The organism is Pseudomonas sp. NPDC089758, from assembly GCF_044748705.1.
GTDB classification, from domain to species: domain Bacteria; phylum Pseudomonadota; class Gammaproteobacteria; order Pseudomonadales; family Pseudomonadaceae; genus Aquipseudomonas; species Aquipseudomonas putida_X.
This window is the reverse complement of sequence record NZ_JBIVGN010000011.1, coordinates 97,547-124,076: the sequence shown is the minus strand read 5'-3', so window position 1 is coordinate 124,076 and position 26,530 is coordinate 97,547. Positions and strand designations below refer to the sequence as shown.

The following is a 26,530-nucleotide window of genomic DNA, read 5'->3' as shown; positions in this document are numbered from 1 at the left end:
GGCGGGACGGACTGGCCGCCAGCCTGCGCGACCTGTCGCGCATGGCATTGGCGGCAGCACCGTAGGGGGAGCCTTTGGAGGTGCTATTGCTATAGTGGTGTGTACGCCGGTCTTGGGTATTTCTACTGGAGGGAGCAATGCATAAGCTTTGCTGTATTGGGTGGGACTGTAGGTGCCAGGATTGGTGGAGACAAAGATGGACAAGGCGGGGAATATTTTGCTGACATATTTTGGCGTAGTGTAAATCCATGGCAATCACTGTGGTGGATCTAGTTGTATTGAGCTGTTTTGTTTTAGCGGTACTATCCCTCTTGGTGTTGGTGTATTTATCGTATCGTTATCTAGAGTTTATAGAGTCTATGCTTTCCAACTCTAGTTTTGTGATGGGGAATAAAAACCTGTATTCGCGGGCGGGCTTGATCGGGCGTGTCATGCGGATCTGCACGGTCTCGATAGTGCTGACTATGCCAAAGATATTCATTAATAGAGGGCTGGTTGACTCAAGGGAGGTAGATAGGTTTCCGGTGGCGATGCGGTGTATATTGGTTGTGCTATGGAATCTTATGCTCATCTCATTTTTAATTTTTGTCTGTATGAGTGAGTACTGATTAGGCCTTTGATACTTTCGTTTCCAGCATGTTCGCTGCGAGTTCAGAAGGTGACTTGCGCAGGCCGCGGTGAGCGTTTGCCGCTTGTCTTGATGACAGCTTCTTTTGTACAGCGCCTAGTCACGGTCCAGGCTGCTTGGCAGCCTGGACAGGTTCTCACGCCTTGTTCAAATACATCCGCGTCGTGAGCAGATATACCGGCAATCCCGAAACCAAGATCAACAGCGCCGCATAGGGTGCCGCCGCCGCGAACTCGACGTTGGCAGTATGCGCCCAGACCTCGGTGGCCAGGGTGGTCATGCCAGTGGGGCTGAGCAGCAGGGTGGCGGTCAGTTCCTTCATGGCATCGAGGAATACCAGTGCGAAGGCGGCCGCCAAGGCTGGGAAGATGATCGGCAAGGTCACCCGGCAAAACGCCGCGAAGCTGCTTGCACCCAAGGTGCGGGCCGCCTCTTCGAGTGTCGGTGAGGCTTTGTTCAGGGCGGTGCGCACCGGCGCTTGGGCCAGTGGCAGGAACAGCAACGCATAAGCCAGCAGCAAAAGCGCAGTGGTCTGGTACAGCGCCGGCACGTAGTGCAGGGCGAACACCACCAGCGTCAGTGCAATCACCAGGCCGGGCAGGGCGTGCAGCAGGTAGGGCAGACGCTCAGCCCAGATCGCCAGGCGGCCTTTGTAGCGCACCACCAGGAAACTCACCGGCAGCGCCAGCAGCACACAGAAACCTGCGCCACCCAGCGATACTGACAGTGAGGTGAGCAGCGCCTTGCTGATCGCCGCGACCGGGAACGCCGCCGACGAACCCACGCTCAGCCAGTAGCCGAGCATGGCCAGCGGAATCCCGCTACCCAGTATCGCCAGCGCCACGCAGAACAGCTGCGCCAGGGGCATCCATCGGCCCAGGCGCATCGGCTGCGCACGGCGTGCCACACCTTGGCCGATGCGCACGTGGCGCGCCTTGCCGCGCACTTTCAGCTCCAGCCAGAGCATCGCCAGGCACAGCGCCAGCAGCACTGCCGAGAGCATGGCGGCGTTTGCGTTGCTGAACTCCAGTTCGAACTGTTGATAGATCGCCGTGGTGAAGGTCTGCAGGCCCAGGATCGACAAGGCGCCGAACTCCACCAGCATGTGCAGGGCAATCAGCAATGCGCCGCCGAGCATCGACGGCCACAGCAGCGGCAGGGTGACCTTGGTGAACACGCCCCAGCGGCTGCAGCCCAGCGTGCGCGCCGACTCTTCAAGCGAAGTGTCGAGGTTGCGCAGTGTGGCAGCCACCGGCAGGAATATAAGTGGGTACTTGGACAGGGCCATGACCAGAATGGCCCCGCCCAGCCCCTCGAAGTCCGAGCTCAGCGACACCCAGGTAAAGCTGCTGACGAACGATGGTACGGCGAATGGCAGGCACAGCACTACGCCCCACAGGCGACGGCCTGGCAGATTGCTGCGTTCGAGCAGCCACGCCAGCGCCAGGCCAACCACCATGCACGCCACCGTCACCCCGACCATCAGCATCAGGGTGTTGCGCATCAGGCCCCAGACGAATGGGCGCCAGAGCAGGTGCAAGGCTTCGCGCCAGCCGGCTTCCCAGGCTTTCATCGCGACGTACAGCAATGGCAGCAAGCTCATTGCAACCAGAAACAGTACAGGCAGCACCACCCAGATGGAGGGGCGCTTGCGGCGCGGTACGAAGCGTACCGGCACCGGCTCGGACAGGGCGGCGGTCATCAGAGCAGGCCGACCTCACGTTCAAGCTCCAGCGCTTCCTCGGCATTGCCCAGGTCGGCCGGCGAGATTTTCGGCGGGCGCAGGTCTTCGAACGGCTTCAGGCCACGGTCGGACACCATGCCTTTGTGCAGCGGGTATTCAGCAGTGGTCTGAGTGATCACGCGCTGACCTTCTTCGCTGGCCATCCAGTTGAGCAGCGCCTGGGCTTCCTTCGGGTGCTTGCTGGCCTTGACCGCAGCGGCGCCGGAGATAGTCACCAGGTTGCCGGCGTCACCGTCGGCCAGGTAGTACAGCTTGGAGTCCAGTTTGCCGCGCTCACGCTCCAGGGCGTACCAGTAGTAGTTGTTCACCAGCACGGCGGCGACTTCGCCTTTTTCCACGGCTTTCAGGGCGACCATATTGTTGGTGTAGGTCTTGCCGAAGGCTTTCAGGCCGGTAAGCCATTCTTCGGTGGCTTCACGGCCGTGCATCTTGAGGATGGCAACAGCCTGTTCCTGGAAGGCACCGCTGGTCGGTACGAAACCGACCTTGCCGTCCCACTCGGGGTTGGCAAAATCCATTACCGTGGTCGGCAGGTCTTTCTCGTCGATCTTCTTCGGGTTGAACACCACCACGCGGGTACGCGCGGTCACGCCCATCCAGGAACCGTTGGCGGCAACGTATTCTTTGGGCAGCATGTTCAGCGTGGCGTCATCGATCTTCGCCAGCAAACCCAGCTCGCCCAGGTTGTTCAGCGGCGGCGATTCTTCGGTATAGATGATGTCGGCCGGCGAGCGGTCGCCTTCCTCGATGATCTGGCTGGCGAGCTGGTTGCTGCTGCCTTTGCGAATATTGATATGGATGCCGGTCTTGGCCTCATAGGCCTTGGCGATAGCTTCGCCGATTTCCTTGTGCTGACCGTTGTACATGGTCAGTGTGACCGGCTCGTCTGCCATGGCGGCCGGGGCGCCCACCACCAGGCTAAGAACAGCGGCGGCCAAGGTGCGCATCAGCGGTTGCGGACGGATCGTCATGCGGGTACTTCCTCGCTTACGGCTACATATTTGGAAACAATGGTAAACGAAATCGTTTCTCAAGTGGCCGTGTGACGAGAAATTCATGGTCAGCCCATCGTCGGATGGTTCGCCATGCAGGGGAGGGCTGAAACAAAATCGCAGGCAAGAAAAAACCCACTAGCAAGCTAGTGGGTTTTTGTATGGTGCCCAGGAGAAGACTCGAACTTCCACGACCGTTAAGTCACTGATACCTGAAACCAGCGCGTCTACCAATTCCGCCACCTGGGCAAAGCTTTACATCATCTGATGAAGGCGACTATCGTTCGCTTCACACAGTAGTAACAGATCCTTGGTCATCTGTTACTTGAAATACTTGGTGCCCAGGAGAAGACTCGAACTTCCACGACCTTGCGGTCACTGATACCTGAAACCAGCGCGTCTACCAATTCCGCCACCTGGGCACACATTCGAGATAAAAAAGATGCTTTACAGCGCCGTTCATCTCTACTACAACTTCGGGGTTGTCCGTCGTTGTGGTGCGCACTATACGGACGCTCCCAAGGGCTGTAAAGCCCCTGATCAAAAAAAATTTCAAAAATTCAACCTGTTGATTCCACACGCCTATTGCCGCACTGCGGACATGCTGCTGGGGCTGTCCAAGCCCGACATTTCCGGTTTCAATAGGCCTATGCCAGAATTCATATCTATATACCCCAAGGTGAACCCCTTCTGATGGCCGATTGGCAATCCCTCGATCCCGAGGCCGCTCGCGAAGCGGAAAAATACGACAACCCTATCCCCAGCCGTGAGCTGATCCTGCAGCGCCTTGCCGACCGTGGCGAACCGGCCGCGCGCGAGGAGCTGGCGGCCGAGTTCGGTCTTTACGAAGAAGACCAGATCGAAGCCCTGCGCCGCCGCCTGCGCGCCATGGAGCGTGACGGCCAACTTATCTATACCCGGCGCGGCACCTACGCCCCGGTCGACAAACTGGACCTGATCTGCGGCCGGATCTCCGGCCACCGCGATGGTTTCGGTTTCCTCATCCCTGACGATGGCAGCGACGACCTGTTCCTCAGCCCGTCGCAAATGCGCCTGGTATTCGATGGCGACCGTGCCTTGGCGCGTGTCTCGGGGCTCGACCGTCGTGGTCGGCGTGAAGGTGTGCTGGTAGAGGTCATTTCCCGCGGCCACGAAAGCGTGGTCGGCCGCTATTTCGAAGAAGGCGGTATCGGCTATGTGACGCCGGACAACCCCAAGATCCAGCAGGAAGTGCTGGTGACCGCGGGCCGTAACGGTGGTGCCAAGATCGGCCAGTTCGTCGAAATCAAGATCACCCACTGGCCAACCCCGCGGTTCCAGCCCCAAGGCGATGTGGTCGAAGTGATCGGCAACTACATGGCGCCGGGCATGGAAATCGATGTCGCCCTGCGCAGCTATGACATCCCGCACGTCTGGCCCCAGGATGTGATCAAAGAGGCGCGCAAGTTCCGCTCCGAAGTCGAAGAGAAGGACAAGGAAAAGCGCATCGACCTGCGCCACTTGCCCTTCGTCACCATCGACGGCGAGGATGCCCGCGACTTCGACGACGCTGTTTATTGTGAGCCGCTTGGCAAGCTGCGGCTGTTCTCCGGTGGCTGGCGCCTCTATGTGGCCATCGCTGACGTGTCCAGCTACGTGCGTCTGGGCTCTGCCCTGGATGTCGAGGCGCAGCAGCGTGGCAACTCGGTGTACTTCCCTGAGCGCGTTGTACCGATGCTTCCCGAGGAGCTGTCCAACGGATTGTGCTCGCTGAACCCGCACGTCGATCGTCTGGCCATGGTCTGCGAAATGACCATGAACAAGGCCGGCCAGATGGTCGACTACCAGTTCTACGAAGGGGTGATCCACTCCCATGCCCGCCTGACCTACAACAAGGTCAGCAGCATGCTCGAGCATGCCCGCACCCGTGAGGGCAAGGCGCTGCGCGAGGAGTACAAGGAAGTCCTGCCAGACCTGAAGAACCTGTACAACCTGTACAAGGTGCTGCTGGATGCCCGTCACGCCCGCGGCGCCATTGATTTCGAAACTCAGGAAACCCGCATCATCTTCGGTGAGGAGCGCAAGATCGCGGAAATCCGCCCGACCGTGCGCAACGATGCCCACAAGCTGATCGAAGAATGCATGCTGGCGGCCAACGTCGCCACGGCCGAGTTCCTCAACAAGCATGGCGTGCCGGCGCTGTACCGCGTGCACGATGGCCCGCCACCGGAGCGCCTTGAAAAGCTGCGTGCCTTCCTGGGCGAGCTGGGCCTTAGCCTGCACAAAGGCAAAGACCCTTCGCCCAAGGACTACCAGGCACTGCTTGCAAGCATCGCCGGGCGCCCGGATTTCCACCTGATCCAGACGGTGATGCTGCGTTCGCTGAGCCAGGCGGTGTACAGCACCGACAACAACGGCCACTTCGGGTTGAACTACGAGGCGTACACGCACTTTACCTCGCCGATCCGTCGCTACCCGGACCTGCTGGTGCACCGCGCCATCCGCAGCGTCATCCGTTCCAAGGTCGATACTCCGCACGTCAAGCGTGCCGGCGCCATGAGCATTCCCAAGGCGCGTATCTATCCGTACGACGTGAACACGCTCGACCAGCTCGGCGAGCAGTGCTCCATGACCGAGCGCCGTGCCGACGAAGCCACCCGTGACGTGGTCAACTGGCTCAAGTGCGAATTCATGAAGGACCGCGTGGGCGAGACCTTCCCAGGCGTGATCACCGCGGTTACCGGTTTCGGGCTGTTTGTCGAACTGACCGATATCTACGTCGAAGGCCTGGTGCACGTCAGTGCGCTGCCGGGTGACTACTACCACTTCGACCCCGTGCATCACCGCTTGTCGGGTGAACGTACCGGGCGCAGCTTCCGTCTGGGCGACACCATCGAGGTCAAGGTCATGCGCGTTGATCTTGATGAGCGCAAGATCGACTTCGAAGTGTCCGAGCAGCAGCTCGCCGCGCCGATTGGCCGCAAGAACCGTGGTGCTGCACCGGTTGCAGGCGCTGCAGAAAAAGCCGAGCAGCAGCCGGCGGTGGAGGCCCGGGCTACCCCGAAACCGCGCAGCCGCAAGAGCGAGGCCGCCGAGGCTTATTTCCCGAAAGACGCCGTGCAGCGTAACGCCGAAGTGCGCAAAAGCCGCGAAATGAAGAAGGCGCTGATGACCGACGCGCGCACTGGCGGCCACGCTGGCAGCAAGTCGGACAAAGGCGGCAAGCCCTCCGGCAAGCCCACCAAGCACCGTAAAGGCCCACCGAAGTCCGGTGCGCCGCGCAAGAGCAAGAACAAGTCATGAGTCAGCTGGAAAAAATCTACGGCGTGCATGCCGTGCAAGCGCTGCTGCAGCACCACCCGAAGCGGGTCAAGCAGATCTGGCTGTCGGAAGGGCGCAGTGAGCCTCGCATCCAGGCGTTGCTGGCATTGGCCGCAGAAAACCGTGTGCAAGTCGGCCAGGCCGAGCGCCGTGAGCTGGATGCCTGGGTCGAGGGTGTCCACCAGGGCGTGGTTGCCGAGGTCAGCCCAAGCCAGGTGTGGGGCGAGTTGATGCTCGAGGAGTTGCTCGAGCGCACCGAAACGCCACCGCTGATCCTGGTGCTGGACGGTGTCACCGATCCGCACAACCTTGGCGCCTGCCTGCGCACCGCCGATGCTGCCGGGGCTACGGCAGTGGTGGTGCCCAAGGACAAATCTGCGACGCTGACGCCGGTGGTGCGCAAAGTGGCCTGCGGCGCAGCGGAAGTGATTCCGCTGGTGGCCGTGACCAACCTGGCGCGCACCCTGGAGAAACTTCAGCAGCGTGGCCTGTGGGTGGTGGGTACGGCCGGTGAGGCCGAGCAAGAGATCTATCAGCAGGACCTGACCGGCCCGCTGGTGATGATCATGGGCGCCGAAGGCAAGGGCATGCGCCGCCTGACCCGTGAGCACTGCGATTTTCTGGTCAAGTTGCCAATGTCGGGCAGCGTCAGCAGCCTGAACGTCTCGGTGGCTACGGGCGTTTGCCTGTTCGAGGCAGTGCGCCAGCGTCAGGCCAAACGCTGATCTTGCGCCTGTAAGGCGCCATCACCGCCAAGCCGGCACTCCACGGGTACTGCCATAGGTTCGATGCCTGTGGTGGTCCGGTGGCAGCAACTGTCGTGCTCAACGTCTAATAGCTGGCGCGATCCCTGTGGAAGCCGGCTGGCCGGCGATGAAGGGCGTGTAGGTCTAAAGTGTTTCCGGCTGTTCAAATAATCGCCAATCACCTTGCTTGTGCGCACCGCCTTCTCTACAATTGCGCCCCTTGCCGAGCTGGCAGGTGCGCATGTGCCTCCCCTCCATGGCAAGACATACAGTGTCATTCACTCCTTGTCTGACCAGATACGCTGGCAGACTACTAACCCGTAAGGAGCATTCATGCGTCATTACGAAATCATCTTCCTGGTTCACCCGGACCAGAGCGAGCAAGTCGGCGGCATGGTTGAGCGTTACACCAAGCTGATCGAAGAAGATGGTGGCAAGATCCACCGCCTGGAAGATTGGGGCCGTCGTCAACTGGCCTACGCAATCAACAATGTTCACAAGGCTCACTACGTGATGCTGAACGTTGAGTGCACCGGCAAGGCCCTGGCCGAGCTGGAAGACAACTTCCGCTACAACGATGCCGTGATCCGTAACCTGGTCATCCGTCGCGACGAAGCCGTAACCGGTCAGTCCGAGATGCTGAAGGCCGAAGAGAACCGCAGCGAGCGCCGTGAGCGTCGTGAGCGTCCTGAGCATGCTGACTCCGCCGAAGGCGACGACAGCAATGACAGCGACTCCAGCGATAACGCTGACGAGTAATCCACGGACCTTTTGAGGAGCCTATTACATGGCACGTTTCTTCCGTCGTCGTAAATTCTGCCGCTTCACTGCTGAAGACGTGAAAGAGATCGACTTCAAAGATCTCAACACCCTGAAAGCTTACGTATCCGAAACCGGCAAAATCGTTCCAAGCCGTATCACCGGTACCAAAGCTCGTTATCAGCGTCAGCTGGCTACCGCTATCAAGCGCGCCCGCTTCCTGGCCCTGCTGCCCTACACCGACAGCCACGGCCGCTGAGACCGGGTCGTCGACAAGTAGTAAGGGATAAGCATGCGAGCGTTGGCTGATTTCATCATGCGCGGTCGTGTGCAGGCCACCTTGGTGGTGGTCGTGAGTGCGGTATTACCGCTGCTGTTCTGGTTGAGTGCCGCTGCCGGGAGCCTTGTGCTGCTGCGGCGCGGGTTCAAGGACGCTTCAACGGTCATCGCTTTCGGCCTTTTGCCGGCGGTGGCCATATGGGCCTTCGGTGATCCAAGCACCTTGCTGGTGCTGGTGGGAACACTGGGGCTGGCCGCATTGTTGCGTGCCGGGCATTCCTGGAGCCGGGTGTTGTTGTCCAGTGTTGTGTTGGGGTTGGTCTACAGCCTCATCCTGGACGCGGTACTGCGCGAAACCTTCGAGGTGTTGGCCAAGGCGCTTTCCGAAGCGCTGCCGCAAGTCGAAGGCAAGCCAGTCATTCCCGGTGAGCTGATCGGCCCTGTGCTGGTCGCTTCCACAGCGGTGATGTTGCAGTTGTTCAGTGTGCTGGCTTTGATGCTGGCGCGTTATTGGCAAGCAGCGTTGTACAACCCTGGAGGCTTCGGTCGCGAGTTTCGCGCCCTGAAGTTGCCGCGGGCAGTCATGCTGGCTCTGGTTGCCGCGATGGTGTTGGGTCCGTTCATCGGCCCGCAGTTCATCGTCCTGGCTTCCGCGTCCAGCCTGGTGCTCGTCCTGGCCGGCATCGCCTTGATGCATGGGCTGGTGGCACAGGGTCGACTGGCCGGTTTCTGGCTGGTCGGCATGTATGTGACGCTGCCGCTGATAATGCAGCTGATTTATCCGTTGCTCGTGGTTTTGGCCATTGTCGACAGCCTGATTGATTTTCGCGGTCGCAAGTCCCCTGAGGGAAATGACTCCGCGAACGGTGAAGGTTAAAAGTTAAGAGGTTTTACCAAATGGAACTGATCCTGCTGGAAAAAGTCGCTAACCTGGGCAACCTGGGCGACAAAGTTAAGGTTAAGGCTGGTTACGGCCGTAACTTCCTGCTGCCATTCGGCAAGGCCACCGTTGCCAACGCCGCCAACCTGGCTGCGTTCGAAGAGCGTCGCGCCGAGCTGGAAAAAGCAGCTGCTGACCGTAAATCGTCGGCTGAAAGCCGCGCTGCCCAACTGGCTGAGCTGGAAGTGACCATCACTGCCACCGCTGGCGACGAAGGCAAGCTGTTCGGTTCGATCGGCACCCACGACATCGCTGACGCCCTGACCGCCTCCGGCGTTGAAGTGGCCAAAGCTGAAGTTCGTCTGCCGAACGGCACCATCCGTCAGGTTGGCGAATACGACGTAGCCGTGCACCTGCACAGCGACGTTGAAGCCACTGTACGTGTGGTCGTCGTAGCAGCCTAAGCTGCGCTGACTGGGTAGCTCCTTGCGGGCTGCCCGGTTAACATCGGGCACGTCCTGTTTCTGAACAGGCCGTGCCCTTTGTCTTTTTCATCCTCCAGAATTTTTTCGTGGCCATGAACGAGATCACCAATCCCGAACAGCTAGACCTGCAAACCGCTGCCCTCAAGGTGCCGCCGCATTCCATCGAGGCCGAACAGGCCGTGCTCGGTGGCCTGATGCTGGACAACAACGCCTGGGAGCGGGTGCTGGATCAGGTGTCGGATGGCGATTTCTATCGGCATGACCACCGCCTGATCTTCCGTGCCGTGCACAAGCTGGCCGACGCCAACCAGCCGTTCGACGTCGTTACCCTGCACGAGCAACTGGACAAGGAAGGCTTGTCGACCCAGGTTGGCGGCCTGGCGTACCTGGCAGAGCTTGCCAAGAACACCCCGTCGGTTGCCAACATCAAGGCCTACGCCGCGATCATTCGCGAGCGGGCAACGTTGCGCCAGCTGATCAGCATCAGCACCGACATTGCCGACAACGCCTTCAACCCGCAAGGGCGCAATGCCGCCGAAATCCTCGACGATGCCGAACGGCAGATCTTCCAGATCGCCGAGGCACGCCCCAAAACCGGCGGCCCGGTTGGGGTAAACGAACTGTTGACCCTGGCTATCGACCGGATCGACACGCTGTTCAACTCCGACAGCGATATCACCGGTGTTTCCACAGGTTTCACCGACCTGGACGAGAAAACCAGCGGCCTGCAGCCTGCCGACCTGGTCATCGTGGCCGGCCGTCCTTCGATGGGTAAGACCACCTTCGCCATGAACCTGGTTGAAAACGCCGTGTTGCGTACCGACAAGGCGGTGTTGGTGTTCTCCCTCGAGATGCCAGGTGAATCGCTGATCATGCGTATGCTCTCGTCCCTGGGCCGCATCGACCAGACCAAGGTGCGCTCTGGTCAGTTGGACGATGACGACTGGCCGCGCCTGACGTCGGCGGTCAACCTGCTCAACGACCGCAAGCTGTTCATCGACGATACCGCCGGTATCAGCCCTTCGGAGATGCGGGCCCGTACCCGCCGCCTGGCGCGTGAGCACGGTGAGATCGCCATGATCATGGTCGACTACTTGCAGCTGATGCAGATCCCGGGTTCGGCCGGTGACAACCGTACCAACGAAATCTCCGAGATCTCCCGCTCGCTAAAGGCCCTGGCGAAGGAATTCAACTGCCCGGTCATCGCCCTTTCGCAGCTCAACCGCTCTTTGGAACAGCGCCCGAACAAGCGCCCGGTCAACTCCGACTTGCGTGAATCCGGTGCAATCGAGCAGGACGCCGACGTGATCATGTTCGTGTACCGGGATGAGGTGTACCACCCGGAGACCGAGCACAAGGGCGTCGCCGAAATCATTATCGGCAAGCAGCGTAACGGCCCCATCGGCTTCGTTCGCCTGGCGTTCATCGGCAAGTACACCCGCTTCGAGAACCTCGCACCGGGCATGTACAACTTCGACGACGACGAATGAATCTGCTTTCATGCAGTTGCGTTTAACTCACTGAGTTTGCTGGGGCCCTTTGTAAGCGGCCTCAGCCGTGAAGCACTCGGTGCGCAGGGTGGTACCGGCTGCGCCGCTGTTCGCGGTTGGCCGCTCGCGCAACGTGTGCGTAGCGCTGGCTAGTTCAAGTTCCGAGCAACCTTTGCTTTCACTTCGCTGACTATCCGCCCCTCGCTCAGCGTGATCACGCGGTCAAATCGTGATAGCGCGCTTTGATCATGTGTCACACAAATCAGCCCTCTTCCTTTGAATACTTCGAACAACAGATCCCAGGTACGCTCAGCCGAGCCAGCATCAAGCCCGGCGGTGGGTTCGTCAAAGAAGTTGAATTCGCCCGGCTGATTAAGCACGCGTAGCAGCGTCAGCCTTCGTGCTTCGCCGCCCGAAATGGATTCTGCGCGTGCATCCAAATCAAGTTCGTACCAGTCCTTATGCAGGCCCAGTCGCTCAAGCCATCGTTCGATTTGAGCGCGATCATGATCATGCTCGAACAATACTGCACGGGGCAGTGGACCGGGTATGAAGTGCGCATCCTGAGGGCAGAGTCGCAAGTGACTGAACTGCTCACAAGCATCAAACTCAGCCAGGCACCTGCCGTACAGTTGAACGTGCGCACGCAACTTGTATACCGTGCCAGCCAGGGCGTGCAGAAGCGTCGATTTGCCACTTCCACTGGACCCTACCAGCGCGACCCGTTCTTCTTTGTGTAGCACCAAGGGCTGGTCGATTTGCAGTTGTACAGTGTTCCGAGCACTTAGCACGCACGGGGCGATGCGCAGCCCTGCGTTAATATCCTCTGATTTCGACTCAGCAGAGCATGTCGGACCGAACGGTGGGAGCCGAAGCCAATGTTCAAGTTTTTGTTTGTCGAGCCTGAACTGATCAAGGAGTCGCCAGGCTTCAGCAAGTTGCGCAACCCCTGCCAGCAATCCACTCACCAAGGTGAAAAGCGCAACGAGTTCGCCTAAGCTCAACTGCGGTGTTGCCAGAGCCTGATCATGGATGCCCCACATGAGCAAACCGCCACTGCCCAGGCCAATGAACAAGGTGCGCAAGCCCTGAACCCAGCCCCCACTGTGGGCTACCCGTACGGCTGCGTCGGCATATTCCGAGAGCGTATGGTTGACCGGGAGCATCGCCGCATGCTCTGCTTTTTCCAGCTTGACCGTTGCCGCGCTCGCGAAAGTATCCACCCATTGTTCCGCCAGCTCATCCTCGCGCGAGTTCACTGCTTCGATATGTGGTCGACGCCAACGCACCAGTCGATTATTTGCCCACAGATACGCGATGCTCAAAGGGACGAGCCCGATCAATACTGAAGTAGCGCCCAGGTATGCGAAGAGCGTAATCAGCACTACAGCTTCAGCGAGCACTGGCCAAGCTGAACCAATCAGAAAGCCTAACCAGCGCTCTTGGGCCGTAATTCCCCTATCCAACACCTTTACCAGTGTTCCGCCATGGAGTTGTCCATAGGCCTCGAAGCGTTTGTCCAGCAACGCTCGGCACCAGTTGACCGAAAGTTGTTTCACGCGATCCTGGCAGAGCCGCGCAAGGCACCAGGCTTGCAAAGGGGTCATCGAGGCTTGTAATGCGATAAGACATATGAAGGCTCCAACCAGAAGCTGGGTAGGCGCGGCTGAGGTGGACATGTTGTCAATGATGTCGGCCAGGATCAGAGCAGGTACGACGGTCGCGACCTTCAGGACCAATGTCGCGCTCAAGGCGGCGATGATTCCGCGATAGATATGCATGTCATTCCCTAGTGCCTTTGAATGCGCTCTGCGGCGCGACGGGAATACCTGACCTGATCAGGTGGAATCGCTCCAGTCCGGGGATGAAAACCTGTAGAACCGTGGCGAAATTCGGGTGTTCATAAACTGTGCGGTAAAATACGGCCTTATTTTGTTGTTTCAGATTGATGTGTATACGCTTGATTTGCTCGCGCACGCTGAGGCCGGTGTGCAGTGGGTGGAACGTGGGCACGGTGTAGGTGGGGCAGGGATTTAGAAGTGAAGCTAGTCGCGCTGACTCGGCAAGCATTTTTTCAGCAGCAAGGTCTTCCTGTTTTTCCTGTGGGCCATGCAGTTGTTTGCACTGAAGGTGCTCGGTTACGGCACGATACATTGCAATGGAGGGGGAGAGTGAGCTACCGGAACCTACTATGCTGAGTGAATCTTTTGTTTTGGCGGGGGAGATTGCAATGCAAAATGGCACCTCGTAGAAGTCGTGAGTCAAGAATATTTCCAGTTTTTTGGCGTGACGAAAAAGCTCGGTGTCATGAGCGAAGGTCTCTTCCAAGAACGAAGGGGACGGGCGGTAGAGTTCTGGCGCTGAGGTCAGCCCACAAAGTGATAGGTAATAAACCGACAGGGCATGGCGTTCAATTGCTTCATTAATGGCGTGTAGCAGAGCCTCGTTCTGCGTACAGCCTAGAGCTGTACCAGAGTTGGTGGCATATTTAGAGAGGAAACCTGCTGGCGTTTTTTCTATTTCGTCGATGTGTTTGATCGAGGGTGCTACCATTATTGCAGGTATCTTTATTTCGTCGTAGCTGTCCAGGGCTTGAAGTCTGAAATAAGGTATTTGACAATCAGGCGGTATGGAGTTTAGCAACCAGTCGTCAAATGGTGCTATCGACTTCAATATTTTTCCGCTGTCGATGGGGGTAGGAATAGTATTGGCGATGAAATAATGCTCCAGACTTTCGGCAAGCGCTCCAAGCTCGCAGTACTCGCCCTTTCCTGCCCCGCAAGAGACCTCTTTGTAGCTGCTGTCGTACAAATGGCAGGTGGCGACCAAGTTGTTGGTACTTGCTAATGTTGTTCTTGAATCAAGCCCCAGGTGCTGAGGCAGCCTTGTCAGGCGGTCATAGGCTTCGTCGATGTTTAACTCGCGCTCGGTAATCATCTGTGACTCCTTAGTGGTGCCAGAAGGGGCGTGCCCCTTCTGGCTTATTGCTTACAGGAGGTTGAGGAAGTCAACCTCGGATTCGGTGAATGTGTAGTTCATCACGCGAGGGATTTGCAGGGTGTTGATTTCAGAACGACGACGTCCCATGGTTAGCACTCCTTCAAAGTTGGTTTGATGCGCGTTCAGCGCATGGATGTTGTATCACTTGTTTTTTTATGAGTTCAAGAATGGAACAGGATTTGTGGTGGAAAATTCTCGTAAGATTTTTTTCCGTTGTTTGAAATGCGATTCCTACAAGTTTTTAATAGGCATAGAGAATGTTATTGTAATTAGCGAGTTAGCGTTCGCTGAGGGTTAGATGGGCTAAATACTCTGTAACAATCTAAAGGATTACGCTCGCTTCTCACGGAGTTGCGATCGTCTTCGCGCTAAGCGGGTGCAGGTGTTCTACGTACAGTCACTCTCATCCTTGGGACCGTCCCGATCTCGTCGACGTCGAAACTGTTTGGGCATATACCAGCGACCCAATCCCAAACCCCACGCCAGTCACACGGCGGATCCCGCCCCGGCCGTCGACCACCCGCCAATCCCCACGAAGGCAGTCGGATTTGGTCAAAATTTGTGCTATATTTCGCGCCCGCGATTTTCCTGCTCAATAGAACCGGTCACTGACATGCAAGCAGCCAAACCACTCTACGACTATCCCAAGTACTGGGCCGAATGCTTCGGGCCAGCACCTTTCCTGCCGATGAGCAGGGAGGAGATGGATCTGCTCGGCTGGGATTCCTGCGACATCATCATCGTGACCGGTGATGCCTACGTCGATCATCCGTCATTCGGCATGGCCATCATCGGCCGCCTGCTGGAAGCACAAGGCTTTCGCGTGGGCATCATTGCCCAGCCGAACTGGCAGTCCAAAGACGACTTCATGAAGCTTGGTGAGCCGAACCTGTTCTTCGGCGTCGCGGCGGGCAACATGGATTCGATGATCAACCGGTACACCGCAGACAAGAAAATCCGCTCTGACGATGCCTATACCCCCGGCGGCATGGCGGGCAAGCGCCCTGACCGCGCCAGCCTGGTGTACAGCCAGCGCTGCAAGGAAGCCTATAAGCACGTACCGATCGTGCTTGGGGGCATCGAGGCATCGCTGCGGCGCATCGCGCACTATGACTACTGGCAGGACAAGGTCCGCCATTCGATCCTGATCGACGCCAGCGCCGACATCCTGCTGTACGGCAACGCCGAGCGGGCGATCGTCGAGGTCGCCCAGCGCCTGTCCAGTGGCCAGAGCATCGAAAGCATCACCGATGTGCGCGGCACCGCATTCGTGCGTCGCGACACGCCCGAGGGCTGGTACGAGATCGACTCGACCCGCATCGACCGCCCTGGCCGCGTCGACAAGATCATCAACCCGTACGTCAATACCCAGGACACTCAGGCCTGTGCCATCGAGCAGGCCAAGGGCGACCAGGAAGACCCGAACGAAGCCAAAGTCGTGCAGATCCTCGACAGCCCGCGCATGACCCGGGAAAAGTCGGTGATCCGCCTGCCATCGTTCGAGAAGGTACGTAACGACCCGGTGCTCTATGCCCACGCCAACCGTGTGCTGCATCTGGAAACCAACCCGGGCAACGCTCGCGCCCTGGTGCAGAAACACGGCGAAGTGGATGTGTGGTTCAACCCGCCGCCCATTCCCATGACCACCGAGGAAATGGACTACGTGTTCGGCATGCCCTATGCCCGTATTCCGCATCCGGCCTATGGCAAGGAGCGCATCCCGGCCTACGAGATGATCCGTTTCTCGGTGAACATCATGCGTGGCTGCTTCGGCGGCTGCACGTTCTGCTCGATCACCGAGCACGAAGGCCGGATCATCCAGAACCGCTCCCACGAGTCGATCCTGCACGAAATCGAGGAAATGCGTGACAAGGTGCCGGGCTTCACCGGCGTGGTCTCTGACCTCGGCGGGCCGACGGCCAACATGTACCGCATCGCCTGCAAAAGCCCGGACATCGAGAAGCACTGCCGCAAGCCGTCGTGCGTGTTCCCCGGCATCTGCGAGAATCTCAACACCGACCACAGCTCGCTGATCGAGCTGTATCGCAAGGCACGCGCCCTGCCAGGTGTGAAGAAGATCCTGATCGCCTCGGGTCTGCGCTATGACCTGGCAGTGGAGTCGCCGGAGTACGTCAAGGAGCTGGTCACCCACCACGTGGGCGGTTACCTGAAGATTGCCCCGGAGCACACCGAGCGTGGCCCGCTGGACAAGATGATGAAGCCGGGCATCGGTTCCTATGACCGCTTCAAGCGTATGTTCGAGAAGTACTCGAAAGAGGCGGGCAAGGAGCAGTACCTGATCCCGTACTTCATCGCCGCCCACCCTGGCACCACCGACGAAGACATGATGAACCTGGCCCTGTGGCTCAAGGGCAACGGTTTCCGTGCCGACCAGGTGCAGGCGTTCTACCCCTCGCCGATGGCTTCGGCCACGGCCATGTACCACTCGGGCAAGAATCCGCTGCGCAAGGTCACTTACAAGAGTGAAGGGGTGGAGATCGTCAAGAGTGACGAGCAGCGCCGGTTGCACAAGGCGTTTCTGCGTTACCACGACCCGAAGGGTTGGCCGATGCTGCGTGAGGCGCTGGAGCGTATGGGCCGTGCCGATCTCATCGGCCCTGGCAAGCATCAGTTGATCCCGCTGCACCAGCCGCAGACCGATACTTACCAGAGTGCACGGCGCAAGAACTCGACCCCGGCCGGCAGCCACAAGGTGGGCAAGGATCAGAAGATCCTCACCCAGCACACAGGTTTGCCGCCCCGTGGCAGTGATGGCAGCAAGCCGTGGGACAAGCGTGAGAAGGCCAAGGCTGAAGCGTTCGCCCGTAATCAGCAGGCGGCCAAAGAGCGTAAGGAAGCGGCAAAAGGTGGTGGCAAAGGCAACAAGAAGCCGCGCCAGCCTGTCATCCCGCGCTAAGGCTCAAAGGGGCCGCTTTGCGGCCCATCGCCGGCAAGCCGGCTCCCACTTACCGTGCAGCCCTTGAAGGCTGAGTTTGCAGTGCAGACCTTGAATGCAGCGCCAAACCTGTGGGAGCCGGCTTGCCGGCGATGGGCTGCAGCGCAGCCCTTTTCGGATCAATCCGGTTGCTTGCCGACCCATTTGGGCTGCACCGGTGAGACAAACGAATTCATCCCGTCCAGCAGGCGCTCCGCCTGCTGCTCCAACAGCAACATCGCGCGATGCTGCGGCCGCACGAATCCTTCTTCGACGATATGGTCGAGGAACCCGCCCAACTTCTCATAGAAGCCATTTACATCAAGCAAACCTAGCGGCTTTGCGTGATACCCAAGCTGGCCCCAGGTCCAGACTTCAAACAGCTCTTCCAGCGTACCCAGGCCCCCCGGCAGGGCGATGAATGCATCGCTCAGTTCGGCCATGCGCGCCTTGCGCGCGTGCATGCCGTCAACGACCTCCAAGCGGGTCAAGCCCTTGTGGCCGATTTCGGCAGTCATCAGGCTCTGGGGGATGATGCCGATCACTTGGCCACCCGCCGCCATGGCCGCGTCGGCGACCGTGCCCATAAGGCCGACAGCGCCACCGCCATAGACCAACGTCAGGCCCCGACGTGCGATCGCCTGGCCGAGGGCGATCGCCGCTTCACGGTAAGCGGGGTTGGCACCGATGCTGGCGCCACAGAACACACAAACGGAACGTACAGGCATTGCTCTTCTCCAGTCACAGGCGTGCACAGGGTACGGCCAATGCATGGCGGTTCCAAGGCAGCTTTCATTCCGGGCGGGAGAACTCGCAGATCGCACCACTGGCGCCGTGGGCGTAGGCGGCGAGCAGGCTGTTCATGAAACTTGAGAGGGACATTGCAGTAGCTCCTAAATGAGAGGTTGTCCCATCGTCTATTAAAAGGGCATGATGTGCTCTTAGATTGGTTGTATACAATCCATTGAACAATTCTACTGGCTGCCCACTCGACGGCCCCTTGATGCACGTCAGCAAGGGGCTGAACGGTTTCAGGCAGTCTCGCAATTGATAAAACCCTGCCAAGGAGATTCATGATGTTTGCGAAAGCTGTAGCGGTATCCTTGCTGACCCTCGCCAGCGCCTCCGTCTTCGCCGCCGAGTGTTCGGTGACTGTCGACTCGACTGACCAGATGTCCTACACCACCAAGGAATTCACCGTCGACAAGAGCTGCAAAGAGTTCACCGTGAAACTGACCCATTCCGGCAACCTGCCGAAAAACGTCATGGGCCACAATCTGGTGATCAGCAAGACTGCCGACATGCAGGCCATTGCCACCGAAGGCATGAGCCAAGGCATCGACAAAGGCTACCTGAAGGAAGACAACGCCAACATCATCGCCCACACCGCGATGATCGGCGCACCAGAGAAAGAAACCGAAGTGAAGTTCGACACTTCCAAGCTGGAAGCGGGTGGCGATTACAGCTTCTTCTGCACCTTCCCGGGCCACATCTCGATGATGAAGGGCAAGGTCGTCGTCAAGTAACAGCTCGAAAGCAAAGGAGGGCTTTGCCCTCCATTCGCGACACGAGGCCGCCTCCACAGAAGATCGCACATCCCTGGAGAGGCGGCTGCGCAGCAGGCCCCATTGGCCTCAAGGGGCGAACGGCAGTTCGCGCTTGTGCTGGGTCTTGCGGTAGGTGGCGACGATGATGTCGAACGCTTCCTGCTCAACCGGCTGGCCATGCAGGAAAGCATCGATCTGCTGGTAGGTCACGCCATGCGAGGCCTCGTCAGGCTTGCCTGGCTCCAGGTCTTCCAAGTCCGCCGTGGGCACCTTCTCAACCAAAGACTCCGGCGCCCCGAAGCTGCGCGCGATGGCCCGCACCTGGTTCTTCACCAGGCCGCTCAACGGAGCCAGGTCGCATGCACCGTCACCAAACTTGGTAAAGAAGCCCATCACCGCCTCGGCGGCGTGGTCGGTGCCGATCACAAGGCCTGCACGGGCGCCTGCGATGGTGTATTGCGCAACCATGCGCGTGCGCGCCTTGACGTTGCCCACGACGAAGTCCACCAATGATGGCGAGCCGTCTTTGAGTGCCTGCACTTCTGCAGCCAGTGCACGCACGGCAGGTGCGATATCAACGGTGTGCACTTCGTCGGCGTTGATCACTTCCAGGCACGCCTGGGCGTCGTGCTCGTCATGCTGTACCTGGTAGGGCAGGCGCACGGCAATGAAGCGGTAGGCCGGGTCGCTGGTTTCGGCGCGCAACTCGTTGATGGCGCGTTGGGCGAGCAGGGCGGCAGTCAGCGAATCGACGCCCCCGCTGATGCCCAGTACCAGGGTCTTGAGACGGGCGTTGGCCAGGCAATCCTTGATGAACGCCACGCGCCGGGCGACTTCGGCCTCGAGCGCAGCGGCGTCTGCAAACGGCGGCTGCACGTTTAGCGCCTGGGCAATCTCTTGCTGAACGGCTTGCATGGGTTACTCCTTGCTGGGGATTTTGAACACGTGACGCATGTAGGCGACGAAGTTCTCGTCGCGGCACTGGGTCTTGGCGGCCTCGTCAGAGATCTTCGCCACCGGCGAGCCGTTGCAGTCGGTCATTTTAAGCACGATATTCATCGGCGCCACGCCGGGGATGTCGCAGGTCAGGTTGGTGCCGATGCCGAAACTGACGTTGATGCGCCCGCGCAGGGCACGGAATATCTGCAGCGCGCGGGTCAGGTTGAGGCCGTCGGAGAACACCAGGGTTTTGGTCATCGGGTCGATACCCAGCCTTTGGTAATGGGCGATCGCCTTTTCCGCCCAGGCCACCGGCTCACCTGAGTCATGGCGCAGGCCGTCGAAGAGTTTGGCGAAGTACAAGTCGAAATCGCCGAGGAAGGCATCCATGGTGATGCAGTCGGTCAGGGCGATGCCGAGCAGGCCGCGGTACTCTCGGACCCAGCAGTCCAGAGCGGCGATCTGGCTGTCGATCAGCCGCGGGCCGAGCTGCTGGTGGGCCATGATCCATTCGTGGGCCATGGTGCCCAACGGCTTGATATCCAGTTTCCATGCCAGGTCGACGTTGCTGGTACCGACGAAGCGGGCCGGGAAGTCATCGCGAAGTACCCGCACCACTTCCTCCTGCACGCGGCCGGAAAAGCGCCGGCGGGTGCCGAAGTCAGCCACTTGCAGCTCGGCCAGTTCGTCGTCGCTGGCGTGCGCCTGCAGCCAGTCGAACTTGCGGTAGAGCTGGTCACGGGCCTCGGCCAGGCGCATGCGCGGATGAAGGTGGCGGTTGCGCACTTCGCTGATGATGGCCAGCAGCGGGACCTCGAAGAGAATCACATGCAGCCAGGGGCCTTTGAGGCGCAGGTAAAGCTGGTCGCTCTCTATGCCGATCCGTACATAGCGCAGGTTGAAACGGAACAGGCGCAGGAAGCGCAGGAAATCGGGCTTGAGGAAGCTGATGCGTTCCAAGAAGGCGAGCTGGCCATCATCGAGGGTAAGTTCGCTCAGCCGTTCGAGCTGGTTGCGGATCTCGCCCAGGTAAGGACGCAAGTCCTCGGCATTGCGGCAGCGAAACTCCCATTCCACGTCGGCGTCGGGGTAGTTGTGCAGCACGGCCTGCATCATGGTGAGCTTATAGAAGTCGGTATCGAGCAGGTTGTGCACGATGCGCTCGGCGAATGCGCTCTCGCTCATCAAGGGTGGCTCCGGAAGCAGGACTGGCGGCCATTGTGCCAGCCTTTTAATGGTTGTTGTGGCAGTGCGGCCCCAATGCGGGCGAGCCAGCTGCCAAAGTTCTGCTTAAGCCGACTTGCCCGCGAGGGGCCAGCACCCTCAACACGGGTGTTTTTTCGTGCACCCGCCAGCCTTGAAACGGTGCTGCCTGTAGCAGTCGCGCACCAGCGGTGTGCACTTCGGTGACGTCTGCTGTTACAGGGCGGTTGCACGTAAACACTTGTCAGGGTTGCAATGATGGCACTCGCTGGTTGCTCCTTGCTCGCGCGAACGGTGGCGCTTGTCGCGTGGTAGACGGTTGCACAGTCAATAAAGAAAAGGCCGTCGGTCGCCTCGACGCAGCCCGCTCAGTGTGTTTTCCCACAGGACAAAACCAATGGCACGGCCCTTGCTCGGAGCTCAGGGCTGAGAAGTTGTAGTGCCAACCAAAAAAAACTCAAGGAGCACCACCTCATGTCGCAGACGTTTTACAAGAAAGGTTTCCTGGCACTGGCCGTGGCTACGGCACTGGGTGTTTCTTCGTATGTTCAGGCCGACGTCAAGATCGGTGTCGCGGGGCCGATGACCGGGGCTAACGCAGCGTTTGGCGAGCAGTACATGAAAGGTGCCCAGGCGGCAGCTGACAAGATCAACGCTGCCGGTGGCGTCAACGGCGAGAAAATCATCCTGGTCGAAGGCGATGATGCCTGTGAGCCGAAACAGGCTGTATCGGTTGCCAACCGCCTGGTCGATCAGGACAAGGTAATCGGTGTGGTGGGCCACTTCTGCTCCTCCAACACCATTCCCGCTTCCGAGGTGTATGACGAAGCAGGCGTGATCGCCATCACCCCTGGCTCCACCAACCCGCAGGTCACCGAGCGCGGGCTGAGCGCCATGTTCCGTATGTGCGGCCGTGATGACCAGCAGGGCATCGTTGCCGGTGACTACATCGTCGATGTGCTCAAGGGCAAGAAAGTGGCGGTACTGCACGACAAGGACACCTACGGCCAGGGCCTGGCCGATGCAACCAAGGCGCAGCTCGAGAAGCGCGGGGTCAAGCCGGTACTGTATGAAGGCCTGACCCGTGGCGAAAAAGACTTCAGCGCCGTGGTGACCAAGATCCGTTCCACCGGTGCCGACGTGGTCTACTTCGGTGGCCTGCACCCCGAAGCCGGTCCGCTGGTGCGTCAGCTGCGTGAACAAGGCCTGAAGGACGTCAAGTTCATGTCCGATGACGGCATCGTCACCGACGAACTGGTCGCAACGGCCGGCGGCGCCCAGTACGTCGACGGCGTGTACATGACCTTCGGGGCCGACCCGCGCCTGCTGCCTGACAGCAAGGCGGTGGTGGAAGAGTTCCGCAAAGCGGGTACCGAGCCTGAAGGCTACACCCTCTACGCCTACGCTTCGCTGCAAGCCTTGGCCGCTGCCTTCAACGGTGCCAAGTCGAACAAGGGCGAAGACGCTGCCAAGTGGCTCAAGGCCAACCCGGTGCAGACCGTCATGGGCGAGAAAAAGTGGGACAGCAAAGGCGACCTGACTGTCTCTGACTACGTGGTCTACCAGTGGGACAAGGACGGCAAGTACCACCAGCTGGATAAACAAAAATAACAACGGCAACCAGCCCGGGCCTGCGCCCGGGCCGATGCCCCTGCGGTACCTGTCTTTATTCGGAGATCTGCACGGTTCTGCGCTGCGAGGGCCGCTTCATCCGTGGCTTGCCGTGGTCGGCGCTCGTGCAGTCTCGCTCAGGTGAGATTGCGTTATGGATGGTATTTTCCTGCAGCAACTGGTCAACGGCCTGACCCTAGGGTCGGTCTATGGCCTGATCGCCATCGGCTACACAATGGTCTACGGCATCATCGGCATGATCAACTTCGCGCACGGCGAGGTGTATATGATTTCCGCGTACCTCGCGGCAATCAGCCTGGCATTGCTGGCTTATTTCGGTATCGAGTCGTTCCCCCTGCTGATGTTGGGCACCTTGTTGTTCACCATTGTCGTCACGGGTGTGTATGGCTTCACCATTGAACGCATCGCCTACAAACCCCTGCGCAACTCCACCCGCCTGGCACCGCTGATCAGTGCCATCGGCATCTCGCTGATCCTGCAGAACTATGCGCAGATCAGCCAGGGCGCCCGCCAGCAAGGCGTGCCCACCCTGCTCGAAGGCGCCTGGCGCGTCGAAGTGGGTACCGGCTTCGTGCAGTTGACCTACACCAAGATCTTCATCCTGATTGCCGCATTCGTCGGCATGGGGCTGCTCACCTATGTGATCAAGTACACCAAGCTCGGCCGCATGTGCCGCGCCACCCAGCAAGACCGCAAGATGGCCTCGATCCTCGGTATCAACACCGACCGGGTGATCTCCTACGTGTTCGTCATCGGCGCGGTGATGGCTGCGCTTGCCGGTGTGCTGATCACCATGAACTACGGCACCTTCGACTTCTACGCCGGCTTCATTATCGGCATCAAGGCATTCACCGCGGCGGTGCTCGGCGGCATCGGCTCGCTACCCGGTGCCATGTTGGGCGGCATCATCCTGGGGATCTCCGAGTCGTTGTTCTCTGGCCTGATCAACTCCGACTACAAGGACGTGTTCAGCTTCTCGCTGCTGGTGCTGATCCTTATCTTCCGCCCACAAGGCCTGTTGGGTCGCCCGCTCGTGGCTAAGGTGTGAACATGTCCACTGCCAAAACTGCCTCCGTTGCCGAAACCCAAGGTTTCGATCTCAAACGCAGCCTGCTGGAGACCATCGTCGCCGGCCTGCTCGCGCTCATTGTCTTTGGTCCGGTCGTCGGCGTGGTGCTCGACGGCTACAGCTTCAATGCCGAACCCCGTCGCGTGGCCTGGCTGGTCGGTGGCGTGATGCTCGGGCGCTTCCTGCTCAGCCTGTACCTGCAGACCGCTGCAGGCAAACGCATGCTGCAAGGCTTCGACAGCGGCGGCTCGGGGGTGCACGTCAATGCACCGAACTACCAGTCGCGTCTGCGTTACATCATTCCGGCGCTGATCGTGATCGCCATCGTCTTCCCCATCTTCGCCAACAAGTACCTGCTGACCGTGGTCATCCTCGGCCTGATCTACGTGCTGCTGGGCCTTGGCCTGAACATCGTGGTGGGCCTGGCGGGCCTGCTCGACCTGGGCTACGTGGCGTTCTACGCCATCGGCGCCTATGGCCTGGCGCTGGGCTACCAGTACCTGGGGCTGGGGTTCTGGAGTGTGCTGCCACTGGCGGCCATCGCCGCAGCGTTGGCGGGTTGCATATTGGGCTTCCCTGTTTTGCGCATGCACGGTGACTACCTGGCGATCGTGACCCTGGGCTTTGGCGAGATCATCCGCCTGGTGCTGAACAACTGGCTGTCGTTCACCGGTGGCCCGAACGGCATGCCAGCCCCGGCGCCGACCTTCTTTGGCCTGGAGTTCGGCCGCCGAGCCAAGGATGGCGGGGTGCCGGTCCACGAGTACTTCGGCTTCGATTACAACGCTAACCTGAAGTTCGTGTTCATCTATGCCGTGCTGTTCCTGGTCGTACTGGCGGTGCTCTACATCAAGCATCGGCTGACCCGCATGCCGGTTGGCCGCGCTTGGGAAGCGCTGCGTGAAGACGAAATCGCCTGTCGCTCGATGGGCCTGAACCATGTGCTGGTCAAGCTCTCGGCCTTCACCCTGGGCGCCTCAACTGCAGGCCTTGCCGGGGTGTTCTTCGCCACCTACCAAGGCTTCGTCAACCCGTCCTCGTTCACGTTCTTCGAATCGGCGCTGATTCTGGCCATTGTCGTACTGGGCGGCATGGGTTCGACGGTGGGCGTGGTGATCGCTGCGTTCGTGCTGACCGTAGCGCCGGAACTGCTGCGAAGCTTCTCCGAATACCGGGTGTTGCTGTTCGGTGTGCTGATGGTGCTGATGATGATCTGGCGACCGCGAGGGCTGATCCGTATCAGCCGCGCCGGCGTGGTCCCACGTAAAGGAGTGGCGCCATGAGCGACGAAATCATTCTCTCGGTCGACAACCTGATGATGCAGTTCGGTGGCATCAAGGCGCTCAGCGATGTCAGCCTGAAGGTCAAACGTAACCAGATCTTCGCCCTGATCGGCCCCAACGGCGCCGGCAAGACCACGGTGTTCAACTGCCTGACCGGTTTCTACAAGGCCAGCGGCGGGCGTATCGAGCTGAACGTACGCGGCAGCCATACCAACGTCATCCAGTTGCTCGGTGAGCGCTTCCAGGCGGCGGACTTCGTTTCGCCGGCGCGTTTCGTTTCGCGCCTGTACTACAAGATGTTCGGCGGCACCCACTTGGTCAACCGCGCGGGGCTGGCGCGGACCTTCCAGAACATTCGTCTGTTCAAGGAAATGTCGGTGGTGGAAAACCTGCTGGTAGCCCAGCACATGTGGGTCAACCGCAACCTGCTGGCCGGCGTGCTCAACACCAAGGCCTACCGCAAGGCCGAAAGCGATGCCCTGGACCACGCATTCTACTGGCTGGAGGTGGTCGATCTGGTCGACTGTGCCAACCGCCTGGCCGGGGAGCTGTCGTACGGCCAGCAGCGCCGCCTGGAAATCGCCCGGGCCATGTGCACGCGGCCGAAGATCATCTGCCTGGACGAACCGGCAGCCGGCCTCAACCCGCAGGAGACCGAAGCACTCAGCCGCATGATCCGCGTGCTGCGAGACGAGCACGACATCACCGTGGTGCTGATCGAACACGACATGGGCATGGTCATGAGCATTTCCGACCATATCGTCGTGCTCGATCATGGCAACGTAATCGCCGAAGGCGCGCCGCAGGATATCCGCCACAACCCGACGGTGATCGCCGCCTACCTGGGTGCCGACGAAGAGGAACTGGTATGAGTGCACCCATTCTGGAACTGAAGGATCTGGACGTGTTCTACGGGCCTATCCAGGCATTGAAAAAGGTCTCGATGCACATCGACGAAGGTGAGACCGTGAGCCTGATCGGCGCCAACGGTGCCGGCAAGTCGACCCTGCTGATGTCCATCTTCGGCCAGCCGCGGGCGGCCTCCGGGCAGATTGTCTACCGCGGCACCGACATCACCCGCAAGTCGTCGCACTACATCGCATCCAATGGCATCGCCCAGTCGCCAGAAGGACGCCGGGTGTTCCCCGACATGAGCGTCGAGGAAAACCTGATGATGGGTACCATCCCTATCGGTGACAAATATGCCAGTGAGGACATGCAGCGCATGTTCGAGCTGTTCCCACGGTTGAAGGAGCGGCGTAACCAGCGTGCGATGACCATGTCCGGTGGTGAGCAGCAGATGCTGGCCATTGCCCGTGCGCTGATGAGCCGGCCCAAACTGCTGTTGCTCGACGAGCCTTCGCTGGGGCTGGCGCCGATCGTGGTCAAGCAGATCTTTTCGACCCTGCGCGAACTGGCCAAGACCGGGATGACCATCTTCCTGGTGGAGCAGAATGCCAACCATGCGTTGAAGTTGTCGGACCGGGCCTATGTCATGGTCAACGGCGAGATTCGCATGACCGGCACCGGGCAGGAGTTGCTAGTCAACGAAGAAGTCCGTAGCGCCTATCTGGGCGGGCACTAAGCTGGACCCGGGGCTGCTTTGCAGCCCCGATATT

General features: G+C 59.7%; 22 protein-coding genes and 2 tRNA genes. 14 read left to right on the top strand and 10 right to left on the bottom strand.

The window, feature by feature from the left end; all coding sequences use genetic code 11:
- Positions 1-764: 764 nt before the first annotated feature.
- The 4 genes from ACIPZH_RS16445 to ACIPZH_RS16430 all read right to left on the bottom strand — a co-directional run bounded on the left by ACIPZH_RS16445 (position 765) and on the right by ACIPZH_RS16430 (position 3,786).
- Positions 765-2,330 carry an ABC transporter permease gene (locus ACIPZH_RS16445; protein ID WP_400636912.1) on the bottom strand — a complete coding sequence of 522 codons (1,566 nt, stop codon included), beginning with the start codon at positions 2,328-2,330 and terminating at the stop codon, positions 765-767.
- Positions 2,330-3,343: an extracellular solute-binding protein gene (locus ACIPZH_RS16440; RefSeq protein WP_241806238.1), complete on the bottom strand. Its 1,014-nt coding sequence runs from the start codon at positions 3,341-3,343 to the stop codon at positions 2,330-2,332. The genes ACIPZH_RS16445 and ACIPZH_RS16440 overlap by 1 nt, the downstream gene beginning before the upstream one ends.
- A gap of 183 nt (positions 3,344-3,526) precedes the next feature.
- Positions 3,527-3,613 (bottom strand) — tRNA-Leu (locus tag ACIPZH_RS16435).
- Positions 3,614-3,699: 86 nt separating this feature from the next.
- Positions 3,700-3,786, bottom strand: a tRNA-Leu gene (locus tag ACIPZH_RS16430).
- A gap of 271 nt (positions 3,787-4,057) precedes the next feature.
- On the opposite strand from ACIPZH_RS16430, the gene rnr reads away from it, so the two are divergent.
- The 7 genes from rnr (at position 4,058) to dnaB (ending at position 11,303) form a co-directional block, all read left to right on the top strand.
- The gene (gene rnr / locus ACIPZH_RS16425; protein WP_241806237.1) at positions 4,058-6,646 is read left to right on the top strand and encodes a ribonuclease R; all 2,589 of its coding nucleotides are present in this window, start codon (positions 4,058-4,060) and stop codon (positions 6,644-6,646) included.
- Positions 6,643-7,389 carry a 23S rRNA (guanosine(2251)-2'-O)-methyltransferase RlmB gene (gene rlmB, locus ACIPZH_RS16420; protein ID WP_012316466.1) on the top strand — a complete coding sequence of 249 codons (747 nt, stop codon included), beginning with the start codon at positions 6,643-6,645 and terminating at the stop codon, positions 7,387-7,389. Before rnr ends, rlmB begins: the two co-directional genes overlap by 4 nt.
- A gap of 354 nt (positions 7,390-7,743) precedes the next feature.
- Positions 7,744-8,169 (top strand): 30S ribosomal protein S6, encoded by a 426-nt coding sequence (gene rpsF / locus ACIPZH_RS16415; protein ID WP_003249557.1) that lies wholly within the window; start codon positions 7,744-7,746, stop codon positions 8,167-8,169.
- Between the two features lie 28 nt (positions 8,170-8,197).
- The gene (gene rpsR, locus ACIPZH_RS16410; RefSeq protein ID WP_003249563.1) at positions 8,198-8,428 is read left to right on the top strand and encodes a 30S ribosomal protein S18; all 231 of its coding nucleotides are present in this window, start codon (positions 8,198-8,200) and stop codon (positions 8,426-8,428) included.
- 33 nt (positions 8,429-8,461) lie between these two features.
- Positions 8,462-9,325, top strand: a complete 864-nt coding sequence (locus ACIPZH_RS16405) for a hypothetical protein (RefSeq protein WP_241806236.1) — start codon at positions 8,462-8,464, stop codon at positions 9,323-9,325.
- A 20-nt stretch (positions 9,326-9,345) separates the two neighbouring features.
- Positions 9,346-9,792, top strand: a complete 447-nt coding sequence (gene rplI, locus ACIPZH_RS16400) for a 50S ribosomal protein L9 (protein ID WP_012316464.1) — start codon at positions 9,346-9,348, stop codon at positions 9,790-9,792.
- Between the two features lie 113 nt (positions 9,793-9,905).
- Positions 9,906-11,303, top strand: coding sequence for a replicative DNA helicase (gene dnaB, locus ACIPZH_RS16395; RefSeq protein ID WP_241806235.1), 1,398 nt, complete (start codon positions 9,906-9,908; stop codon positions 11,301-11,303).
- A 149-nt stretch (positions 11,304-11,452) separates the two neighbouring features.
- Here the strand turns inward: dnaB and ACIPZH_RS16390 are convergent, their stop codons facing one another.
- Genes ACIPZH_RS16390 through ACIPZH_RS16380 form a run of 3 tightly spaced genes read right to left on the bottom strand, consistent with a single transcriptional unit; the run spans position 11,453 to position 14,390 of the window.
- A complete protein-coding gene (locus ACIPZH_RS16390; protein WP_400636910.1) occupies positions 11,453-13,084 on the bottom strand; it encodes an ATP-binding cassette domain-containing protein in 1,632 nt (543 codons plus the stop codon).
- A gap of 1 nt (position 13,085) precedes the next feature.
- Positions 13,086-14,240, bottom strand: a complete 1,155-nt coding sequence (locus tag ACIPZH_RS16385) for a YcaO-like family protein (protein WP_400636909.1) — start codon at positions 14,238-14,240, stop codon at positions 13,086-13,088.
- Between the two features lie 51 nt (positions 14,241-14,291).
- Positions 14,292-14,390: an alginate O-acetyltransferase gene (locus ACIPZH_RS16380; RefSeq protein ID WP_400636907.1), complete on the bottom strand. Its 99-nt coding sequence runs from the start codon at positions 14,388-14,390 to the stop codon at positions 14,292-14,294.
- A 526-nt stretch (positions 14,391-14,916) separates the two neighbouring features.
- Between ACIPZH_RS16380 and ACIPZH_RS16375 the strand changes: the two genes are divergently transcribed.
- Positions 14,917-17,220, top strand: a complete 2,304-nt coding sequence (locus tag ACIPZH_RS16375; RefSeq protein ID WP_400629751.1) for a YgiQ family radical SAM protein — start codon at positions 14,917-14,919, stop codon at positions 17,218-17,220.
- 158 nt (positions 17,221-17,378) lie between these two features.
- Here the strand turns inward: ACIPZH_RS16375 and ACIPZH_RS16370 are convergent, their stop codons facing one another.
- The gene (locus tag ACIPZH_RS16370; protein WP_400636905.1) at positions 17,379-17,966 is read right to left on the bottom strand and encodes a TIGR00730 family Rossman fold protein; all 588 of its coding nucleotides are present in this window, start codon (positions 17,964-17,966) and stop codon (positions 17,379-17,381) included.
- A 348-nt stretch (positions 17,967-18,314) separates the two neighbouring features.
- Here ACIPZH_RS16370 and azu point away from each other — a divergent pair, with 348 nt between their 5' ends.
- A complete protein-coding gene (gene azu / locus ACIPZH_RS16365) occupies positions 18,315-18,764 on the top strand; it encodes an azurin (RefSeq protein WP_042111778.1) in 450 nt (149 codons plus the stop codon).
- 108 nt (positions 18,765-18,872) lie between these two features.
- Here the strand turns inward: azu and nadE are convergent, their stop codons facing one another.
- Positions 18,873-19,700, bottom strand: coding sequence for an ammonia-dependent NAD(+) synthetase (gene nadE / locus ACIPZH_RS16360; RefSeq protein ID WP_400636903.1), 828 nt, complete (start codon positions 19,698-19,700; stop codon positions 18,873-18,875).
- A 3-nt stretch (positions 19,701-19,703) separates the two neighbouring features.
- Positions 19,704-20,909 (bottom strand): nicotinate phosphoribosyltransferase, encoded by a 1,206-nt coding sequence (gene pncB, locus ACIPZH_RS16355; protein WP_400636902.1) that lies wholly within the window; start codon positions 20,907-20,909, stop codon positions 19,704-19,706.
- A gap of 492 nt (positions 20,910-21,401) precedes the next feature.
- Between pncB and ACIPZH_RS16350 the strand changes: the two genes are divergently transcribed.
- The 5 genes from ACIPZH_RS16350 (at position 21,402) to ACIPZH_RS16330 (ending at position 26,496) form a co-directional block, all read left to right on the top strand.
- Complete coding sequence (locus tag ACIPZH_RS16350) at positions 21,402-22,538, top strand: branched-chain amino acid ABC transporter substrate-binding protein (RefSeq protein WP_400636901.1); 1,137 nt, start codon at positions 21,402-21,404, stop codon at positions 22,536-22,538.
- A 154-nt stretch (positions 22,539-22,692) separates the two neighbouring features.
- A complete protein-coding gene (locus ACIPZH_RS16345) occupies positions 22,693-23,607 on the top strand; it encodes an ABC transporter permease subunit (protein WP_012316457.1) in 915 nt (304 codons plus the stop codon).
- Positions 23,608-23,609: 2 nt separating this feature from the next.
- Entirely contained in the window at positions 23,610-24,911 is a 1,302-nt protein-coding gene (gene livM / locus ACIPZH_RS16340) for a high-affinity branched-chain amino acid ABC transporter permease LivM (RefSeq protein ID WP_400636899.1), read from the top strand.
- The gene (locus ACIPZH_RS16335) at positions 24,908-25,783 is read left to right on the top strand and encodes an ABC transporter ATP-binding protein (RefSeq protein WP_241806227.1); all 876 of its coding nucleotides are present in this window, start codon (positions 24,908-24,910) and stop codon (positions 25,781-25,783) included. Before livM ends, ACIPZH_RS16335 begins: the two co-directional genes overlap by 4 nt.
- The gene (locus ACIPZH_RS16330; protein WP_012316454.1) at positions 25,780-26,496 is read left to right on the top strand and encodes an ABC transporter ATP-binding protein; all 717 of its coding nucleotides are present in this window, start codon (positions 25,780-25,782) and stop codon (positions 26,494-26,496) included. The genes ACIPZH_RS16335 and ACIPZH_RS16330 overlap by 4 nt, the downstream gene beginning before the upstream one ends.
- The last annotated feature ends 34 nt before the right edge of the window (positions 26,497-26,530 follow it).

Excerpts from the sequence above, each read along its gene's own strand:
- ACIPZH_RS16370 (WP_400636905.1), bottom strand. The coding sequence starts at position 17,966 with ATGCCTGTACGTTCCGTTTGTGTGTTCTGTGGCGCCAGCATCGGTGCC.
- ACIPZH_RS16345 (WP_012316457.1), top strand. The coding sequence starts at position 22,693 with ATGGATGGTATTTTCCTGCAGCAACTGGTCAACGGCCTGACCCTAGGG.
- ACIPZH_RS16385 (WP_400636909.1), bottom strand. The coding sequence starts at position 14,240 with ATGATTACCGAGCGCGAGTTAAACATCGACGAAGCCTATGACCGCCTG.
- ACIPZH_RS16350 (WP_400636901.1), top strand. The coding sequence starts at position 21,402 with ATGTCGCAGACGTTTTACAAGAAAGGTTTCCTGGCACTGGCCGTGGCT.
- ACIPZH_RS16445 (WP_400636912.1), bottom strand. The coding sequence starts at position 2,330 with ATGACCGCCGCCCTGTCCGAGCCGGTGCCGGTACGCTTCGTACCGCGC.
- ACIPZH_RS16390 (WP_400636910.1), bottom strand. The coding sequence starts at position 13,084 with ATGCATATCTATCGCGGAATCATCGCCGCCTTGAGCGCGACATTGGTC.
- livM (WP_400636899.1), top strand. The coding sequence starts at position 23,610 with ATGTCCACTGCCAAAACTGCCTCCGTTGCCGAAACCCAAGGTTTCGAT.
- ACIPZH_RS16405 (WP_241806236.1), top strand. The coding sequence starts at position 8,462 with ATGCGAGCGTTGGCTGATTTCATCATGCGCGGTCGTGTGCAGGCCACC.
- ACIPZH_RS16375 (WP_400629751.1), top strand. The coding sequence starts at position 14,917 with ATGCAAGCAGCCAAACCACTCTACGACTATCCCAAGTACTGGGCCGAA.
- azu (WP_042111778.1), top strand. The coding sequence starts at position 18,315 with ATGTTTGCGAAAGCTGTAGCGGTATCCTTGCTGACCCTCGCCAGCGCC.
- ACIPZH_RS16380 (WP_400636907.1), bottom strand. The coding sequence starts at position 14,390 with ATGGGACGTCGTCGTTCTGAAATCAACACCCTGCAAATCCCTCGCGTG.
- rplI (WP_012316464.1), top strand. The coding sequence starts at position 9,346 with ATGGAACTGATCCTGCTGGAAAAAGTCGCTAACCTGGGCAACCTGGGC.
- ACIPZH_RS16335 (WP_241806227.1), top strand. The coding sequence starts at position 24,908 with ATGAGCGACGAAATCATTCTCTCGGTCGACAACCTGATGATGCAGTTC.
- rlmB (WP_012316466.1), top strand. The coding sequence starts at position 6,643 with ATGAGTCAGCTGGAAAAAATCTACGGCGTGCATGCCGTGCAAGCGCTG.
- ACIPZH_RS16440 (WP_241806238.1), bottom strand. The coding sequence starts at position 3,343 with ATGACGATCCGTCCGCAACCGCTGATGCGCACCTTGGCCGCCGCTGTT.
- rpsF (WP_003249557.1), top strand. The coding sequence starts at position 7,744 with ATGCGTCATTACGAAATCATCTTCCTGGTTCACCCGGACCAGAGCGAG.
- rnr (WP_241806237.1), top strand. The coding sequence starts at position 4,058 with ATGGCCGATTGGCAATCCCTCGATCCCGAGGCCGCTCGCGAAGCGGAA.
- dnaB (WP_241806235.1), top strand. The coding sequence starts at position 9,906 with ATGAACGAGATCACCAATCCCGAACAGCTAGACCTGCAAACCGCTGCC.
- rpsR (WP_003249563.1), top strand. The coding sequence starts at position 8,198 with ATGGCACGTTTCTTCCGTCGTCGTAAATTCTGCCGCTTCACTGCTGAA.
- ACIPZH_RS16330 (WP_012316454.1), top strand. The coding sequence starts at position 25,780 with ATGAGTGCACCCATTCTGGAACTGAAGGATCTGGACGTGTTCTACGGG.
- pncB (WP_400636902.1), bottom strand. The coding sequence starts at position 20,909 with ATGAGCGAGAGCGCATTCGCCGAGCGCATCGTGCACAACCTGCTCGAT.
- nadE (WP_400636903.1), bottom strand. The coding sequence starts at position 19,700 with ATGCAAGCCGTTCAGCAAGAGATTGCCCAGGCGCTAAACGTGCAGCCG.